Origin of the sequence: Neptuniibacter sp. UBA6509, assembly GCA_002435145.1 — a bacterium.
Lineage (GTDB): Bacteria > Pseudomonadota > Gammaproteobacteria > Pseudomonadales > Balneatricaceae > Neptuniibacter.
Window position 1 is genome coordinate 4,541 of record DJLT01000092.1, and the last position, 17,501, is coordinate 22,041.

Here is a 17,501-nt window from a genome sequence, read left to right on the forward strand (position 1 = left end):
CGCATAAATGCAAGAGGAGCCACTTCAATCACATTTCGCTCAATGAGCTTACTAACACGCTCAAACCCAAGCATTTCGTAGAGAGCATCATAGAGTGGGCGTAAGTAAGGATCGACCTTTTGGCTTAGATCGCCGGGTAAAAAGCCTAGCTTCTCGCCTGCTTCAACGGCTGGGCGAACTAGCAAAATACGGTCAACCTCTTCACGTTCAAGTGCATCAACAGCACAAGCAACAGCGAGGTAGGTTTTTCCGGTGCCCGCAGGGCCAATTCCGAAATTGATATCGTGCTGTAAAATAGAGCGCACATAGCCTTGTTGATTCTCGCCGCGTGGGCGAATCAACGCTTTTTTGATGCGGATGCTGATATCCGAATCCATCACTTTTTGGTTGCTTGTGATCTGCTCTACACCGCTTTGTTGCATAAGCAGGTGAATATGTTCAGGTGATATATGTTTATCTTGTGTCGCTTCAAGATACAGTGCTTCTAGTATTTCAGAGACTAAGCGAATGATATCCATATCGCCCAATAGCTGGAAATGATGACCGTGATGGCGTATTTCAACACCTAAGCGTTTCTCTAATAACTTGATATGTTCATTAAATGGACCGCAAAGATTCGCCAGGAATTCTGTATTTTCAGGCTCTAGCGTTACTTTTATAGATTGTGCATTACTCAACAGCTTAGCCCGCCTTCTGTGGGAAAATTTCGTCTAATTCAGAACATAGCAACTCGCCTACTAGCGAGTTTTTATAGCTGTCAGCAATATTAACATCCGCAAAATGACCAATAAGGTCAGGGTTATCGCAGCGGAAGTTCACAACGCGGTTGTTCTCTGTACGGCCTGATAATAAGCCCGGGTCTTTTTTGGAATAACCATTTACAAGAATGCGTTGTGTCGTGCCAACCATTTTACGGCTGATACGTTGTGTGTTTTGTACTATACGTGTCTGCAAAATCTGCAGGCGCTGCTTTTTGGTTTCATCATCAATGTTATCGGGTAGATCTGATGCTGGAGTGCCTGGGCGGCGGCTATAGATAAAGCTATAGCTGTTATCAAAGCCAATATCATCAATTAACTTCATCGTTGCTTCGAAATCCGCATCTGATTCATTTGGAAAGCCGATTATGAAGTCAGAAGATATCTCGATATCTGGACGTGCCTTACGAATACGACGAATTTTAGATTTGTATTCTAGTGCAGTGTGGCCGCGTTTCATTGCCATCAATATTTTGTCAGAGCCGCTTTGAACAGGTAAGTGTAGGAAGCTAACCAGTTCAGGAACATCTTCGTAGGCTTCGATTAAACTATCTGTAAACTCAACGGGATGGCTAGTCGTGAAACGAATACGATCAATGCCATCTACTGCAGCAACACTGCGGATGAGCTCCGCTAGATCGGCGGTATCACCGTCATGAGTAGCACCGCAGTATGCATTAACGTTTTGCCCAAGCAGGTTTACTTCGCGCACACCTTGTTCGGCAAGCTCTACGCACTCGGTGATGACATCGTCCATCGGACGGCTTACTTCTTCGCCTCGAGTGTAGGGCACAACACAGAACGTACAATACTTTGAGCAGCCTTCCATAACAGAGACAAAGGCTTCAGCGCCTTCCACTTTTGGTGCTGGAAGGTGATCGAATTTCTCGATTTCAGGGAACGAAACATCGACAATGCCTACACTGCCAGCATCCGACTTTTCCATCATCTCCGGAAGACGGTGTAGAGTCTGAGGGCCAAAAATCATATCGACATAAGGGGCGCGTTTAAGGATTTTATCGCCCTCTTGGCTGGCAACGCAGCCGCCAATCCCGATTTTTAGATCTGGGTTTTTGGCTTTCAGTTTCCTCCAGCGCCCTAGCTGGTGAAATACTTTTTCTTGAGCCCTTTCGCGAATAGAGCAGGTATTAAGTAACAGGACATCTGCTTCATTAACATCTTCCGTTAGCTCTAGTTCATGGCTTTCTCCCAGGAGGTCAGCCATACGCGCGGAGTCGTATTCATTCATCTGACAGCCATGAGTTTTTATAAAGAGCTTCTTCGACATTGTTCACCTGTATCTTGCGTGGGTCATAAGCCTAATTAAGCGTATTGCTTAAGCAGGGTCGTAAAGGACCGCGCATTATACTTAAGCGACCAGATAATGAACAGTTTAGTGATGCAGATATAGTGTTTATTGTTTGCGTTGTAGCAAAGCTCTTAAGACGTGTAATTTGTATGGATTTATATCTATACCGGCTTAAACGACTAAATCGACCTGCTGGAGGGTGCCGGTGTCTCCCTCTTCTGTTAGAAATAAACCTGTCGCTCTAATTTTTCCCGCCATTTCATCACTGTGTTGGCCTGCGCTGAGCTCCCAATCCGTTTGAGTGTAACCAAGATATAGGGCGCCGACGCCTTTCTCCGCTAGGGTAAAGAGGCTACTACTGCCATCGTCATGTTGTACCCAGATCCGTAGTTGATCCCAGATGGCATCGCTTTCATCAATAAACCCATTGTTATCATCGTCGTAGGCGGCCAGCTCTTTAAAACCGTTTCCTGATGTCGCACCAAAGAGTTCACTGCCATCATCGATTGTTTCACTGTTATTTCGGTCTAATGCAATGTAACCGCTTGAATCATCTAAGCGGTGGATAGTGTCTTGTTTTCCATCCATATCAAGATCAAATTCGAGAGTGTCAGCCGTGAGCTCTGCTGCTTGTCCGGTAAAGTTTATAACCAGCGGGTCTTTAAGGGCAGCGCCTAATCGAATCTGGAAGCTATGATTTTCGCTCAGTGTTCGGCTCATGTTGAGCTGAAGGTCTAGATTGATGACCTTGCCATCTTCAGTGCGAACTTGCCCTTTAGCCTGAAATTGCACTTGTTCATGAGAGACTGTTGATTCACTGTAGCTATATTCAAATCCGTGTTCGAGTGCGCCGGTTCCTATGGCTAGATCGTTAGATGAGATGCTCAATTCTGATTCGTTGCTTGCTTCGGCGTTGCTATCATTGCCAACAGCTGGAGCGTTAAGCATGCCCACATTGAAACTTTTCCCCGTTAAACTCTCGAATAGTTTCTTTAATAACTCTATTTTAACTTTATCTTCAGGACTTAATTCGAAGAGGCTAGTGTTGCTGCCTGTTGCTTGAGTAATGAGTTGATCGAGGCTGTATTTACCGACATTTTCCCGGGCGAGCATCTGCCGCAGATCTGAATAAGTTGAAGCTTCAGTAGAGATCTCTCTGTTATTTTTTATCTCTACTTTTTCGGTGTGACTACCGGCGACGAGGTTTTCTTTATTAAAAGCATCGCCCGCACGCACATAACCTTCGGTTAAATGTTCACGAGTTTCAGTGTAACTGCTTTTATGACTTGCACTGTCGAGTGCTATATCTGAGGCCGCGATACGCATGGCATCACCAATTTCTAATAGGAACAGTGGCGGGCTTTAGTGACAAAATTCGTCAAAGAGTGAAGGGTCCCAATACTTGTCTGTTGAGCACGTGAGCTAAATGGGGCCAAGTCCGTTTGTGTGTTCCGAAACCAATGGGTTTTGTTTATAGGTTTACTGGTTATCGGCCAATATTGAGAATGTAATAGTCTCAAATTGCCTGTATGAATAACTTTCACTTCTAACGCCCTTCAGAAGGAGGACGCTTTATCTAAGGGTGTAAGAGTGTTTTTGATGGACGCTCAGGAATTTCACGCGCGAGTTTAGGTAGTAGATAGCCTGGGAGTAGTGTTTGAAGTTCGCCAAACAACTGTATTGCTTGTTTATCATCAACATTGAAATGTGCAGCGCCTTGTACTGGGTCCAAGGTAAAAAGGTAGTAGGGAAGAATACCCGCGTGAAACAGCTTTTCACTGAGCGTTTTTAAGGTCTCTACGCAATCATTTACGCCCTTGAGGAGTACCGATTGGTTTAGAACGGTGACATTGGCACTCTTTAGCTGTGATGTGATGCGGCCTGTTTCGTTATCAATTTCATTAGGGTGATTAGCATGTAAAACCATGACTGTATCGAAACGGCTGTTTTCTAGAATAGAGGTGAACTCAGGCGTTATGCGTTGTGGCAGAACGATAGGCAGGCGTGTATGAATGCGTAGTCTGGTTAGATGAGGGATCTTTTCTAGATCTGTAATCATCTGTGCTAAGCGATTATCCGATGTGGCCAGAGGGTCACCGCCAGAGAAGATGACTTCGCTAATACTTTCATCATCATTTAAGTATTTAAGGACTTGTTGCCATTGTTTAGGACCTAGTTTGTTCTCTTGGTAGGGGAAGTGGCGTCGAAAGCAATATCTACAGTTGATCGCGCAAGCACCGGTTAGAATGATTAATACTCTTCCCTTATATTTATGGATAAGCCCTTCGTGGTGGTTGGCAGACATTTCAGCCAGTGGGTCCGTCACATAACCCGGGATCTGCTGAGCTTCTGCTTCAATGGGCAGTATTTGACGCAAAAGGGGATCATTGATATCCCCTTTTTTGATTTTATTTAGATAGGGTGTGGGAACTTTAAGTGAAAATTCCGCATCGCCGGTTTGAGCGCCTTGTAAATAATCATGAGGGAGCTCGAGTAGCTTAATGAGTTGCTCAGGATCATTAATGGTATGGCTCAATAGTTGCTGCCATGAGGTGTTATTGTCGATCTGCAGAGCTTTGGGAAAAGAATTCATCATGTTTTTTGGCAGATTGGCAGCTGAAAGTTGCTCGCATTTTCCTTTCAAGTAGAATGTGTGTCAATTTTACTGCCAATGACACTGTTGGTTGAATGACAAATAATAAGAGATGCGTAGAACATTATGGGGAACTTTTCTGCTAACCAGTTTAAAAACGGTATGAAAGTAATGATCGACGGCGATCCATGTTCAATGGTCGACGTTGAGTTTGTAAAGCCAGGTAAAGGTCAGGCATTTACGCGTGTGAAACTGCGTAACTTGATGTCTGGGCGTATTTGGGAGCGTACGTTTAAATCTGGTGAAAGCGTTGAAGCGGCTGATGTCATGGATACATCAATGGAGTATTCATACTTCGATGGTGAGCTTTGGTACTTTATGGATCCAATTACGTTTGAGCAGGTGGGTGCTGATGAAAATGCTGTTGCCGAGGCGAAGCCTTGGTTGAAAGAGCAAGATTCAGTGACAGTAACGTTGTTCAACGGTAATCCAATCGCTGTAACGCCACCTAACTTTGTAGAGCTGGAAGTGGTTGAGACTGATCCTGGTTTGAAAGGTGATACGGCGCAGGGCGGTTCTAAGCCAGCGACGCTTGCAACTGGTGCTGTTGTACGTGTTCCGTTATTTATTAACCAAGGTGAAGTGCTAAAGATTGATACACGCACAGGCGAATATGTATCACGTGCATAGTATTATCTCTTGAAGGAAACGGCAGCTGAGGCTGCCGTTTTTGTTTCTGCTGTTTAATATTTATCTATTTGGGTTATTTGATGTCTGACTGGCGCCCCACCGCAACGATTGAAAATCTGCAAAAGCGAGCTGAACTACTGGCGTATATTAGGCAGTTTTTTCTTCAGAAAGGTGTCATGGAAGTTGATACGCCGGTGATGTCTCATTGCGCTGTCAGTGATCCTTTTATTGATAGTATTGAGGTGAGTTATCACCCTGCTGTTGGTCTAGATAGCTCCACACTTTATCTACAAACGTCGCCAGAGTACGCAATGAAACGCATACTTGCTGCGGGCAGCGGAGCGATATATCAGATGAGTAAAGTCTTTCGTAATGGCGAAAGTGGCAGTCGGCATAATCCAGAATTTACAATGTTAGAGTGGTATCAGCCTGGTTATGACGATCAGGATTTAATGTCTGAAGTTGAAGTATTAGTCGGTACTGTTTTAGGTTTGGGTGAAATAGAACGCATTACGTATTCAGATCTTTTTCAGCGCTATTTAGGTTTTCGGCCTGAAGAGGTCAGTGCAAGAGATCTGAAGTCAGAAGCTTTAAAGCATATCGATATTAATCTAGATGACGATAACCCTGATACATGGCTAAATTTACTAATCTCTAATGTAATTGAACCTCAGTTGAAATCTGTCCCTGCAATCTTCGTTACAGAGTACCCTGAATCCCAAGCCGCATTGGCTAAAGTGAAGGGAGGGAGCGCAGGCATTAAAGTGGCTGCTAGGTTTGAGTTATTTATTAAGGGTATTGAGCTTGCAAACGGTTACCATGAATTAACGGACTTTCGCGAGCAAGATCGACGTTTGACTGCTGATCAGCTACAGAGAGCTGAGTTAGGACTACCTCAGAGACCTTTAGATAAACGGCTTGTTGATGCGCTGGAATCCGGAATGCCTGATTGTGCGGGTGTTGCATTAGGTGTGGATCGTTTATTGATGTTGCTGTTGGACTCGACGACTATTTCTGAAGTCATTCCATTTGATCATGCGCGTGCATAGTGCGTAAATGTGAGTAGGAATAGATAGTATCTGAATTGTGAATAGGTAGAAGCTGGCGTTCTCATTTAAACCTTTATAAGAAGTTTAAATGAGAACGACTGAGGGTAATATAAAGTATCTATCGTGAATGCTATGCAGGTAATTCATTTAATAGCGCAGTTTTAATGCGGTGTATCGCTTGTTCTAAGGTGCTTCTCGGGCAGCCAAAGTTTAATCGCATATAGTTTGCGTCACCAAAGTCTCTCCCAGGGGACATACCCACGCCTGCTTGTTCAAAAAAGTGTGTCGGGTTTGATAATTTTGCACCCGATACATCAATCCAAGCGAGGTATGTTGCTTCAACAGGAAGGAGTTTAAGGCCTGGGATCTGGTTTATTTCATATTGCAGGTAATCACGGTTTTCGCGTAAATAATTGAGTTGCTGTTTATTCCATTCATCCCCATCTTTATAGGCTGAAATCGCTGCGGTATAGCCTAAAAGGTTAACGTCAGGAACGATCCCTTTGCGTACATTGATAAATTGTTGTCGTAATTTTGGATCAGTAATAATAGCAAAAGAGCATCCAAGGCCTGCGATATTATAGGTTTTACTCGGTGCCATTAATGTAATAGTACGTTTTGCAATCTCATCGTTGATTGAGGCCATAGGGATATGTTCTAACCCCTGTTCAAGTATAAGATCGCAATGGATCTCATCCGAACAGATATAAAGATCATGCTTGATTATGATCGCTGCAAGCGTTTCAAGTTCTTCACGGGTGTAGACTGCACCGCCTGGGTTTTGAGGGTTACAGAAGAGGAGTAGTCGGGTGGTGTCGGATAAGCTGTTTTCCAGTGCTTCGAAATCAATAATAAAGTGCTGGTTTGTCTCTTTAAGCGGAACGCTACACACTTCTCTTTCAGATAAGCGTGGTGATGAAATAAACGGGGGATAGATAGGCTTAGGTGAAATGACAGTGTCGCCACTTTGTCCTACAGTGCGACAGGCTAAGTTTAAACCGCAGACTAAGCCCGGTAGCCATTCAATTGCATCGGCTTCAATCTCCCAGCTGTAGAGTCTTTTCATTCGTTCAATTACGAGCTCGTTTAGCTCTGAGGGTACATTTGTGTAACCAAAAACACCGTGGTCTATACGTTCTTTAAGTGCTTCTATAACGCAAGGTGGAGACATAAAATCAGTATCTGCTACCCACATAGGTAGAATGTCGCTGTCACCATACTTTTCCCACTTTTGGCTAGCGGTTCCTTTTCGGTTTACGGGACGATCAAATTCTTTACTCATGACGGCCTTCTTTTGTGGAGAGCAGGAGCAAACTTAGGTTGCAAAACACTGCTCTGGCGCTATAGTGGTGGTCATCTGAGGACCACGTAAAATCTAGGTTTATAGTGTATTTGTTCTGTGTAATATTTAGAGATAACTACTCGCTCATTAGGTAGCGTTAAAACGTAGATTGCTGTTTCTAGTTAATAGAGCATTTTTTGAAGAAAGATAATCTCTCTTTTTGAGTATAGTCTTTTGTTACCCCTTTTTAGCCCTCTTTCTTTTTAAGATTAAAATCCAGTTTTGTAAAGAATAAAGAGAACGGCGATAATGGTATATATTGATCGTCGGTGAGTTGGTTTGGAGCAGTTCTGATGAATAATGATAATCGTGTAATTATTTTTGATACAACTTTGCGAGATGGCGAACAGAGCCCAGGCGCATCGATGACGCGTGATGAGAAATTGCGTATAGCTAAGCAGTTAGAAAAAATGCGTGTCGATGTTATCGAAGCGGGTTTTGCCATTGCTAGCCCAGGAGACTTTGAGTCGGTTAAAGCAATTGCTGAAGCGGTTACTGAAAGTCGTGTATGTTCATTATCACGTGCTTTAGATGCGGATATAGATCGTGCAGGTGAAGCGTTGATAAATGCTGCGATGGGTCGTATTCATACTTTCATTGCAACTTCGCCTATTCATATGAAGTACAAACTTCAGATGGAACCTGATCAAGTGGTTGAGCAGGCGGTAAAAGCTGTCACGCGTGCACGCAACTTAATTGATGATGTTGAGTTTTCGTTAGAAGATGCGAGCCGTTCTGAATTGGACTTTATGTGCCGGATTATCGAAAAAGTGATCGATGCAGGTGCTAGAACGATCAATATCCCTGATACCGTTGGCTATGCGGTTCCGGGTGAGTTTGCTCATACAATTAGTCAATTGATACAGCGTGTTCCTAATGCGGATAAAGCGATATTCTCGGTACATTGCCATAACGATTTAGGTTTGGCAGTTGCGAACTCTCTTGCTGCTGTAGGTGCCGGTGCACGCCAAGTCGAGTGTACAATTAACGGCTTGGGAGAACGTGCGGGTAATGCATCTCTAGAAGAGATTGTTATGGCTATTCGTACGCGTAAAGATTCTTTAGGCGTAGAAACAAATATTGATACGACTCAAATAGTTCCAGCTTCTCGTCTTGTGTCTAGTGTGACAGGCTTCCCTGTACAGCCTAACAAGGCGATTGTGGGAGCTAATGCTTTTGCTCATGAATCAGGTATTCATCAAGATGGCGTTCTGAAACATCGTGAAACTTACGAAATTATGACAGCGCAAGATGTAGGCTGGAATACGAATCGTATGGTGCTCGGTAAGCTTTCAGGTCGTGCGGCTTTCCGTAGCCGTTTAGAAGAGCTTGGTACTACTTTTTCATCTGATCTTGAATTGAACAATGCTTTTTCACGCTTTAAAGAACTTGCAGATAAAAAGCATGAGATCTTTGATGAAGATTTAGTTGCACTGGTAAGTGATACTCGTGCTTCTGCTAATAGTGAACAGTTCAAATTAAGCAGCTTATCTGTAACTTCTCAGACGGGTGAAACGCCGAAAGCAAATATTGTAATGCAAGTAGGGGATGAGGAAAAAAGTGCTGAAGCAACCGGTGGTGGACCCGTTGATGCAGCCTTTAAGGCGATTGAATCTATTGCTGAATCTGGCGCTAGCTTGCAGATATATTCAGTGAATGCGGTAACTGAAGGAACGGACTCTCAGGGCGAAGTTACAGTGCGTCTTGAGAAAGGCGGCCGTATTGTTAATGGGCTTGGTGCTGATACTGACATTATTATCGCGTCAGCTAAAGCTTACATACACGCGCTAAATATGCTGGATGCTAACGTTCAAAAAGCACATCCGCAGGTTTAGCGTTTGAGAAAGTTATAAAGTTGTGAAAAGGCATAATGTTGTGAAAAGGCTGTGAGCATGGAGCAGGAGACGCTTCGTCATCAATATCTAGAAGCGCTAGGCGTTTCTAGTTGGCTGCCTTGTGCCGTGTTACCCGGAGCAGCTCCTTCGGCCGATTGGGTAAATGATTTTCGTTATCCTGCTCCTGATATCCCTTTTGAATCCGATCGCGCCTCTTCAGCACGTGCTGCATTGGGCCAGCAAAATACGGTGCCTTCAGCGGGTGGTAATTCTCAAGGGGGTTCTTCCAGTAATGCGCTTAGTCGTACACTCAATAGTACAAAGGCCTCGCCGGAAAGTGCTCAACAAGGGATGTCTCAAGCGCGTGCTGCTTTAGGTTTATTTGAGAGCGAAGTTGATAATGCTTCAGAGATTCCTTCCGCTGCTAAGGCTCGCCCTGTTCAATCGACTAGTCCTACTCAATCGACTAGCCCGGTAGAAACACCTGATTCGGTAGAGGTTGAAGCGAACACTGAGACGCCTAACTTCAAACTCGCTTTTCAGCATATTGGTGATTATCTAGTAGTTGATAGTTTGCCTCCGCAGGGAGGTGGTTTTTCTGAAAACTATCAATCCTTGGCGCAGGCTATTGTGGTAGCACTAGGTGGACAAAGGAAAACGGGGCAAGTATTTATGTTGCCTTGGCCTATGTTTGCAAGCAAAACCTTGGATCAAGGGCATCATCAAGCATCGATAGCGGTTCAGCATAAATTAACTAAAGAACTCCAAGCTCACAATATTAAAACGGTGTTGTTGTTTGGTGAAGCTGCAGCTCAGATGGTTATGGCGAGGCATGAGGGGCTAGATGAGTTGAAAGGCATTAGCTTTGAGGTTCGCTCGGGTGTTAAAGCGATAGCCAGTCATAGTCTAACTGAAGCGATGCAGTTATCGGGTATAAAGAAACAGATCTGGATGGACTTTCAGCCCCTAGTTACAAAACGACTGTAATGCTTACAGTTAGGTGTTTAAATCAGCAAGATCTCCCTTCTCTGTTATTCCTAGAAAGAAAGTCTTTTGTCTCTAGTTGGGTAGAACAGCAGCTTGCTAATCAGTTAGATCATTCGCGTGGCCTTTCGTTAGGTTGCTTTGATGAGGACCTAAAAGGCTTTGTTTTGATCTCTACTGTGTTAGATGAGGCTGAGGTTCTGCAAATAGCGGTTGACCCTGAGCGCCAAGGTGAAGGCCTAGCTCGAACTTTATTGGATACCGCGATTGTTTACCTTAAAGCTAAGGGCGTTAATCGGCTCATGCTAGAGGTGCGAGAATCAAATATGGCTGCTGTTTCATTGTATCGCAGCTATGGCTTTGTTGAGGATGGGCTGCGTAAAGGGTACTACCCCTCATCACAAAATGATGGGGCTAGGGAAGATGCTTTGTTATTCAGTTATAGGTTCTAATTTTTAAAGATCTCACTTCGATTACGACCATTCTCTTTTGCAAGGTATAGCGCGTCATCCGCTTGTTTGAGTAACCCCGTGGGGGTTTCAGAATTAGCGCTAGTTGAGCTAATCCCCATGCTAACGGTTATGTGGCTTGCCGCTGTAGAGTGTTCGTGTGGTAGGTTTAACTGCTTTAAGCTATCAATAACTCTATTGGCTACATGTGTGGCCCCGTCTAGAGATGTCTCAGGCAAGACTATAGCGAACTCTTCGCCACCGTAACGGGCAAGTAAATCGTGTGAGCGGTGTAAGCATTTCTTTAGAGCTTTAGCGACGCTTTTTAAGCATTCATCACCCTGTTGATGTCCATAGGTGTCGTTGTATGGTTTGAAGAAGTCAATATCAAGCATGATGACAGCAAGTTCAGTTTCTTTGCGTTTATGCAGTTTCCACTCTTTAAGTAAGCTTTGTTCTAGGTCTCTACGGTTAGAGACTTTTGTTAGCGGGTCTTGAGTGCTGAGTTTTTCAAGGCGGGAATTGGCTGAATCTAATGCCTTCTTCATATTAGCTATACGTTCCATGGCTAAAATTTTAGCTTTTAGAACGATAGGGCTAACAGGCTTAGTTAGGTAGTCATCGCCACCGGCATCTATGCCCTCTTCATAGTGCTTTTCATCACTCTGGCCGCTTAAAAATATGATAGGGAACCAATCATTAGGGTAGCGTTGGCGTATTTCGCGGGTGAGTTCAAAACCGTTTAGGCCAGGCATTTCAACATCGGTCAAAACTAAATCGATATCGCTATTTTCAAGCAGTGGGAGTGCTTCATTGTCTCTGCTTGCTGTGATCGGGGTGTGGCCCGCGTCAGTAATTACTGCGCTAATTATTTCGCGTATAAAACGGTCATCGTCGACAACAAGAATGTTCATTGGCACTCCAGTGCGCGGTTATCATAGTATGCATGATATGGATCAAAAACTTAATCTATATAACTATCATATGCGCACATACAGAATCTTCAATGTAAAATAACTCTTATTGCTAATTTTGGGGTTTGATTATGAGCTTTTCAAATGAGTTAGTATCGGGGTATTGGATAGTGATTACGGCTATTGTGTATTCTGTGATCTTTTTGTGTGCAGTTAGAAGCGCGCCTTGGCGGGTGTTGTTGGCTAATCGTGTTCTGCAGCATATGTTGTTTGGTGCCACGGTATTGTTAACAGTCATGTGGTCTATTAGGGCAGGGATCTCTCCAGGATTAGGAATACACTTTTTAGGTTTGACTGTTCTGACACTCGTATTTGGTTGGGACTTAGCGATTTTGTCTGCAACGGTTGTTTTGTTAGGAATGGCCTTGATTGGCAAAGAGAGTTGGGATGGGCTCTTCATTAATGGGGTTTGTTCTATATTGCTGCCTGTTGCTACAACACATCTGATTAGTAAGTTTGTAGATAAACGATTAGAAAAGAATTTTTTTGTTTTTTTGTTTGTGTGTGGTTTTTTTGCAGCGGGAATATCAACCGCAGTTGCTGGATTGGCAACGAGTATGGTTCTGGTTTTAGATGGTGTTTATAGTTTAGAGAAAGTTTTTCTAGAATATATTCGCTACCTTCCATTAATCATGTTCCCAGAGGGACTGATGAACGGGATTTTCTTGACGGGAATGCTGGTTTTTCATCCTGATTGGGTTAGAAGTTTTGAGGCAAAAAGCTATATAGATGAGCAATAAATCGTACTGACAGGCGCTTAATATCTTCTCTGTACCTAACGTTTCACTGGGCGTTTAGCTAGTTTTCTTTGCAGTGTTCTGCGGTGCATGCCTAAAGCGCGTGCGGTAGCAGATATGTTGCCATCATGCTCATTAAGTACTTTTTGAATGTGTTCCCATTCTAGTCTGTTTACTGACATGGGTTGCTCAGTCACTTCAATATCGGCATTGGCATCTACTTGGTTGAGCGCTGCGAGTATTTGATCCGCATCTGCTGGTTTTGGTAAGTACTGAGTCGCACCAAGCTTTATGGCTTCGACAGCCGTCACGATGCTCGCGTAGCCTGTAAGCATGAGAATACGCATTGCCGGGTTAGCTGACCTTAGATGAGGTATTAAGCTAAGTCCGGAGCTGTCTTCCATTTTTAAATCGACGGTTGCAAAGTCAGGTAGCCAATCTTCAATAGTTTGCTCAGCCTCTTGTACGCTACGGGCAACTTGTACTTCAAATTCTCTACGTGTCATTGCTCTAGAAAGGACGCGAGTGAAGGCGGGATCATCGTCAACAATTAGAAATCGTTTCATTATGTTTTTTGCCTTATAGGAAGAGTGACTTCAGTTAACGTACCGCCATCAGGGTGGTTGTATAATCGTACATCACCGTCATAGCGGGCCAGTGTTGTTGCTGTAAGAAATAAACCAATACCTAAGCCTTTTCCTTTGGTAGTAATAAAAGGTTTACCTATATTGTCGCTTTGCTCAAGGCTTATGCCCGCCCCTTGATCATGAATTCGGAAGTAAACTTGTTGCGGGTCCCAATCTAATTCTATTTTTATATTTTTAGGTTCCGCATCTGCCGAGTTATTTAGAAGGTTAAGTAGCGATTGACGTAATGATGTAGTGCAGTTTACAGGAGGAGGGGTATCTGAAGGGAGCACGGAAAAAGTATAAGTAACCTCAGGCCTTTGCAGTAAAAACTGTTCAATGGTGTCTTGGATAAGCGCTGTTGCATCTAGCCATTGGGTTGTCATCTGCTCTTCTTTAACGCTTTGAGCCATCTGCTTTAGACGTTGAGAGCAGACTTCTGTTTGCTGATGAAGCAGCTGGAGGTCTTCCAGTAAGTCCAGATTGTCAGCGTGTTCATATTCAAGTTCTTTTAGCAGCACTTGCATCGTGCTTAAGGGGGTGCCTAATTCATGGGCGGTTCCAGCTGCCATTGTCGCCAGAGAAAGTAGCTGTTGGTCTTGAATATGCTTCTCTCGCTCTTGTTCAAGTCGATCTTGTTGGCGCTGCATTGATTGGCGCATTCTGACAATAAAATAGGTGACGACTAAAACGGTCAAAAGGAAATTTATCCACATACCTAAGATATGGATATCAAATAGCTCCATGATGCGATGCTGGTGGCTATCGCTGAGTCTAATTAAAGGCTCATAATAAAAGAGAAGTGAGCTATATATTGCGACGACCATGGCTGAAACTAGCCATATATAGCGCTTGGATAAAGTGGCGGATGCAATGATAAGGGGGACTAAGAGTAAGAATATAAAAGGGTTTGTTGCGCCTCCCATATGAAAGAGTAAGGCGCCGTATAAAGACATGTCAGCAATGAGTTGAGTAAAGAATTCAGGTTCAGTGACAGGCCAAGGAGAGAAAAGGCGCGCGTAAGTAATAAAGTTTAGGATAGCTAAAACGCAGAGAGTCGGGCCCACTTTCCAAATATCTAAGTCGGCTTCTAAACCATAGATAGCAAAGATAACAGCCAAGCACTGTCCGAACAGTGTGACAGTACGTATATAAGAAAGCTGTAGTAAATTATCGCGATGATTGGCCATGCAGGGATTATACCTCACGACGGTGGATATCTGGCGAGGCAAAATGTCGCAGTTGAGGTAATTTTTTACAGTAAGAGTATAATGCCCGCTTCTTTCTCTCTACACGATTTATACCGATGAGTATCCTGCAAGAAGAAGTTAACCAGCGCCGTACCTTTGCGATTATTTCCCACCCGGATGCGGGTAAAACCACGATCACTGAAAAACTGTTGTTGTTTGGGCAGTTAATCCAGCAAGCGGGCACAGTAAAAGGCAAGAAAAGTGACCGACATGCAACATCCGACTGGATGTCGATGGAGCAGGAGCGTGGTATTTCGATTACCTCCTCCGTTATGCAGTTTCCATATAATGATCGTATGGTTAACTTGCTTGATACACCAGGACATGAGGATTTCTCAGAGGATACTTACCGTACTCTAACGGCTGTAGATTCCGCGTTGATGGTTGTTGATGGCGCGAAGGGTGTTGAGGCAAGAACCATTAAATTAATGGAAGTTTGTCGTCTGCGTGATACGCCTATTTTCTCCTTTGTGAACAAGGTCGATCGTGAGATTCGTGATCCTATTGAACTGCTGGACGAGATCGAAGAAGTTTTAAAGATCGAAGCTGCGCCTATCACTTGGCCGATTGAAATGGGGCCGCGTTTTAAAGGGATTTACAACCTTTATACCGATACGATCCATGTTTTCCAGCCGGGGCAAGGTCATACCATTCCTGCAGATGTTCGAGTTCAGGGGTTGGAAAGTGAAGAGGCTAAAGAGCTATTGGGTGAAGTGTATGACGATTTCATCGAAGAGGTTGAGTTAGTTCGTGGCGCAACGCACGAGTATGATCAAGAAGCTTTTCTTGCAGGTAAGCTTACGCCGGTATTTTTTGGAACGGCTTTAGCAAATTTCGGTGTAAGAGAGATGCTTAATGATTTTGTTAAGTGGGCTCCGGCACCTATTTCTCGTCAAGCGGTTACGCGCACAGTAGAGCCTGCTGAAGAAAAATTTAGTGGTTTCATTTTTAAGATCCAAGCAAATATGGATCCTAAGCATCGAGACCGTATTGCTTTTATGCGTATTTGTTCAGGTAAATACAGTAAAGGCATGAAGATGCGTCATAGTCGTATCAATAAGGATGTAAAGATTGCCGATGCGGTCACGTTTATTGCCGGTGATCGTGAAAATGTAGAAGAGGCATGGTCTGGCGATATTATTGGTTTGCATAACCACGGTACTATCCAGATTGGTGATACTTTTACGGCAGGTGAAGACCTTAAATTTACGGGCATCCCACACTTTGCACCGGAAATGTTTAGGCGAGTTAGACCGCTTGATCCCCTTAAAATGAAACAGCTACAGAAAGGTTTGAAGCAGCTTTCTGAAGAGGGGGCAGTTCAGCTCTTCCAGCCGTTCAAAAATAACGATCTAATTCTTGGTGCGGTGGGTCAATTACAGTTTGATGTTGTGGTTTTTCGCTTGAAGGATGAGTACAAGGTTGAATGTAAGTATGAACCTATTAGCGTTCAGACGGCACGCTGGGCTGAGTGCGATGATGACAAAATGCTTGCGGATTTCGAGAAGAAGAATCACGATAATCTCGCAATAGATGGCAGCGGTTTGTTGACTTATCTGGCGCCTACTCGCGTTAACCTTAGTTTAGCGGAAGAACGCTGGCCTGACGTGGCATTTAGAGCGACGCGAGAACACTAAGTAGCCTTGCTTCGAGGGTTTGGCTGCTTGCAGTCAGACCCTCTACGTTTTACCCTTCCTGTATGCAATTTATTGATAGCCATTGTCATTTAAACTTTTCTCAGTTCGATTTATGTCGTGACGAGCTTGCTCGTGAAGCTGCGCTGCAAGGTGTTACTGATATCGTAGTACCGGGCGTTGTGGCTAGTGATTGGCATGTTATTCAGCAGTTATCTTCTTCATACCTCTCTATTCATACCGCTTTAGGGCTGCATCCCTGTTTTTTAAATAAGCATTTAGAATCAGATCTAGATCGGCTTGAGGAGTCCTTGTCCTCTGGTGGGGGTTGTGCTGTGGGAGAGATAGGTTTAGACCTGTTCATTGCAGATGCGGATATTGAAAAACAGCTATTTTTCTTTCAATCCCAGCTAGATCTTGCGGCTCAGTTCTCTTTACCGGTTTTACTTCATGTACGCAAAGCTCATGATCAGGTGCTTAAGCAGTTGCGGCAATACAAGCTTTCCTCCGGAGGGATTGTTCATGCCTTTTCTGGCAGTGAACAGCAGGCGAAACAGTATTTGGCGTTAGGCTTTAAATTGGGGCTGGGTGGCACCGTTACTTACGAACGTGCTAAAAAGCTTAGGCATATAGTCACAGAACTTCCGCTAGATTCTTTTGTTTTGGAGACGGATGCGCCAGATATGCCTTTAAGCGGGTATCAAGGTGAGCCTAATAGGCCTGTTCGTGTCAAAGAGGTGGCTCAAGTGATTGCCGAACTGAAGGGGTGTTCATTACAAGAGGTTGCTTCTGCAACCTCTTTGCAAGCGTCTAAGCTTCTAGATTTATAACCCGCTTTGCTATTAGCTGCCAGAAGAAAATAGGTTGTCCTGTATGCCGATAAGCGTTTCCCAAGCGACATCTGTTTTATCATTACTTGGGATTTTAAAATAGCGGCCATCTTTGCCAACAGGGTTTGAGCTGTAGCTTTTGTCTGCCGGATTCATCAGCATTCTCATGAGTGATACAGGATAATTTGGGCCTTTGACTGTTGTATTGTATGTTGCTTCTATCGGTCTTAGTTGTGCACGAGAAGAAACTATTTTTGTCATATCTGCACAACGCTTAGTGTTTCCTTGGCAGAAAAGACGAAATTGAGTATCAATTAGGTAGTAGCTAGTGTCTCTAGGTGCCTTTGGACTTGGCGTTATACTGTCCATGCTTAGGCAGCCACTTAAGCCGAAAATTAATGAGAGAACGAGAAGCGAGCGCATAGCCATTTCCTTGTAAGT

17 protein-coding genes are annotated in these 17,501 nt (G+C 43.9%); 8 read left to right on the forward strand and 9 right to left on the reverse strand.

The features are described 5' to 3' along the window. The 4 genes from B4K11_RS11365 to epmB all read right to left on the reverse strand — a co-directional run. Positions 1–677 (reverse strand): PhoH family protein (locus tag B4K11_RS11365; RefSeq protein ID WP_292959385.1); only part of this gene is annotated, 677 nt, incomplete at its 3' end. A gap of 4 nt (positions 678–681) precedes the next feature. Further along, positions 682–2,046, reverse strand: a complete 1,365-nt coding sequence (gene miaB / locus B4K11_RS11370) for a tRNA (N6-isopentenyl adenosine(37)-C2)-methylthiotransferase MiaB (protein WP_292955886.1) — start codon at positions 2,044–2,046, stop codon at positions 682–684. 192 nt (positions 2,047–2,238) lie between these two features. Beyond that, positions 2,239–3,393, reverse strand: a complete 1,155-nt coding sequence (locus B4K11_RS11375; RefSeq protein WP_292955884.1) for a hypothetical protein — start codon at positions 3,391–3,393, stop codon at positions 2,239–2,241. A 250-nt stretch (positions 3,394–3,643) separates the two neighbouring features. Beyond that, positions 3,644–4,663, reverse strand: coding sequence for an EF-P beta-lysylation protein EpmB (gene epmB, locus B4K11_RS11380; RefSeq protein WP_292959386.1), 1,020 nt, complete (start codon positions 4,661–4,663; stop codon positions 3,644–3,646). 123 nt (positions 4,664–4,786) lie between these two features. On the opposite strand from epmB, the gene efp reads away from it, so the two are divergent. After that, positions 4,787–5,350 carry an elongation factor P gene (gene efp, locus B4K11_RS11385; RefSeq protein ID WP_292953656.1) on the forward strand — a complete coding sequence of 188 codons (564 nt, stop codon included), beginning with the start codon at positions 4,787–4,789 and terminating at the stop codon, positions 5,348–5,350. An 80-nt stretch (positions 5,351–5,430) separates the two neighbouring features. Then, a complete protein-coding gene (gene epmA, locus B4K11_RS11390; RefSeq protein WP_292953653.1) occupies positions 5,431–6,399 on the forward strand; it encodes an elongation factor P--(R)-beta-lysine ligase in 969 nt (322 codons plus the stop codon). A gap of 130 nt (positions 6,400–6,529) precedes the next feature. Here the strand turns inward: epmA and B4K11_RS11395 are convergent, their stop codons facing one another. After that, complete coding sequence (locus tag B4K11_RS11395) at positions 6,530–7,681, reverse strand: MalY/PatB family protein (RefSeq protein ID WP_292953650.1); 1,152 nt, start codon at positions 7,679–7,681, stop codon at positions 6,530–6,532. Between the two features lie 353 nt (positions 7,682–8,034). Between B4K11_RS11395 and B4K11_RS11400 the strand changes: the two genes are divergently transcribed. Genes B4K11_RS11400 through rimI form a run of 3 tightly spaced genes read left to right on the forward strand, consistent with a single transcriptional unit; the run spans position 8,035 to position 11,012 of the window. Further along, on the forward strand, positions 8,035–9,576 hold the full coding sequence (locus B4K11_RS11400; RefSeq protein ID WP_292959387.1) for a 2-isopropylmalate synthase: 1,542 nt from the start codon (positions 8,035–8,037) through the stop codon (positions 9,574–9,576). A gap of 57 nt (positions 9,577–9,633) precedes the next feature. Continuing rightward, entirely contained in the window at positions 9,634–10,563 is a 930-nt protein-coding gene (locus B4K11_RS11405) for a hypothetical protein (protein ID WP_292956707.1), read from the forward strand. Continuing rightward, positions 10,563–11,012, forward strand: coding sequence for a ribosomal protein S18-alanine N-acetyltransferase (rimI, locus tag B4K11_RS11410; protein ID WP_292956710.1), 450 nt, complete (start codon positions 10,563–10,565; stop codon positions 11,010–11,012). Before B4K11_RS11405 ends, rimI begins: the two co-directional genes overlap by 1 nt. Here rimI and B4K11_RS11415 read toward each other — a convergent pair. Beyond that, the gene (locus B4K11_RS11415; RefSeq protein ID WP_292956713.1) at positions 11,009–11,923 is read right to left on the reverse strand and encodes a GGDEF domain-containing response regulator; all 915 of its coding nucleotides are present in this window, start codon (positions 11,921–11,923) and stop codon (positions 11,009–11,011) included. The genes rimI and B4K11_RS11415 overlap by 4 nt on opposite strands. 131 nt (positions 11,924–12,054) lie before the next feature. On the opposite strand from B4K11_RS11415, the gene B4K11_RS11420 reads away from it, so the two are divergent. Then, on the forward strand, positions 12,055–12,723 hold the full coding sequence (locus tag B4K11_RS11420; protein WP_292956716.1) for an energy-coupling factor ABC transporter permease: 669 nt from the start codon (positions 12,055–12,057) through the stop codon (positions 12,721–12,723). A gap of 35 nt (positions 12,724–12,758) precedes the next feature. On the opposite strand, the gene B4K11_RS11425 is transcribed toward B4K11_RS11420, so the two are convergent. Continuing rightward, entirely contained in the window at positions 12,759–13,286 is a 528-nt protein-coding gene (locus B4K11_RS11425) for a response regulator transcription factor (protein WP_292956719.1), read from the reverse strand. Further along, positions 13,286–14,536, reverse strand: a complete 1,251-nt coding sequence (locus B4K11_RS11430) for an ATP-binding protein (RefSeq protein ID WP_292956722.1) — start codon at positions 14,534–14,536, stop codon at positions 13,286–13,288. The genes B4K11_RS11425 and B4K11_RS11430 overlap by 1 nt, the downstream gene beginning before the upstream one ends. A 116-nt stretch (positions 14,537–14,652) precedes the next feature. Between B4K11_RS11430 and B4K11_RS11435 the strand changes: the two genes are divergently transcribed. After that, positions 14,653–16,233, forward strand: coding sequence for a peptide chain release factor 3 (locus B4K11_RS11435; RefSeq protein WP_292956725.1), 1,581 nt, complete (start codon positions 14,653–14,655; stop codon positions 16,231–16,233). Between the two features lie 62 nt (positions 16,234–16,295). Continuing rightward, positions 16,296–17,060: a TatD family hydrolase gene (locus B4K11_RS11440; RefSeq protein ID WP_292956728.1), complete on the forward strand. Its 765-nt coding sequence runs from the start codon at positions 16,296–16,298 to the stop codon at positions 17,058–17,060. A gap of 12 nt (positions 17,061–17,072) precedes the next feature. Here B4K11_RS11440 and B4K11_RS11445 read toward each other — a convergent pair whose 3' ends face one another. After that, a complete protein-coding gene (locus tag B4K11_RS11445; RefSeq protein WP_292956731.1) occupies positions 17,073–17,483 on the reverse strand; it encodes a hypothetical protein in 411 nt (136 codons plus the stop codon). Positions 17,484–17,501: the final 18 nt, after the last annotated feature.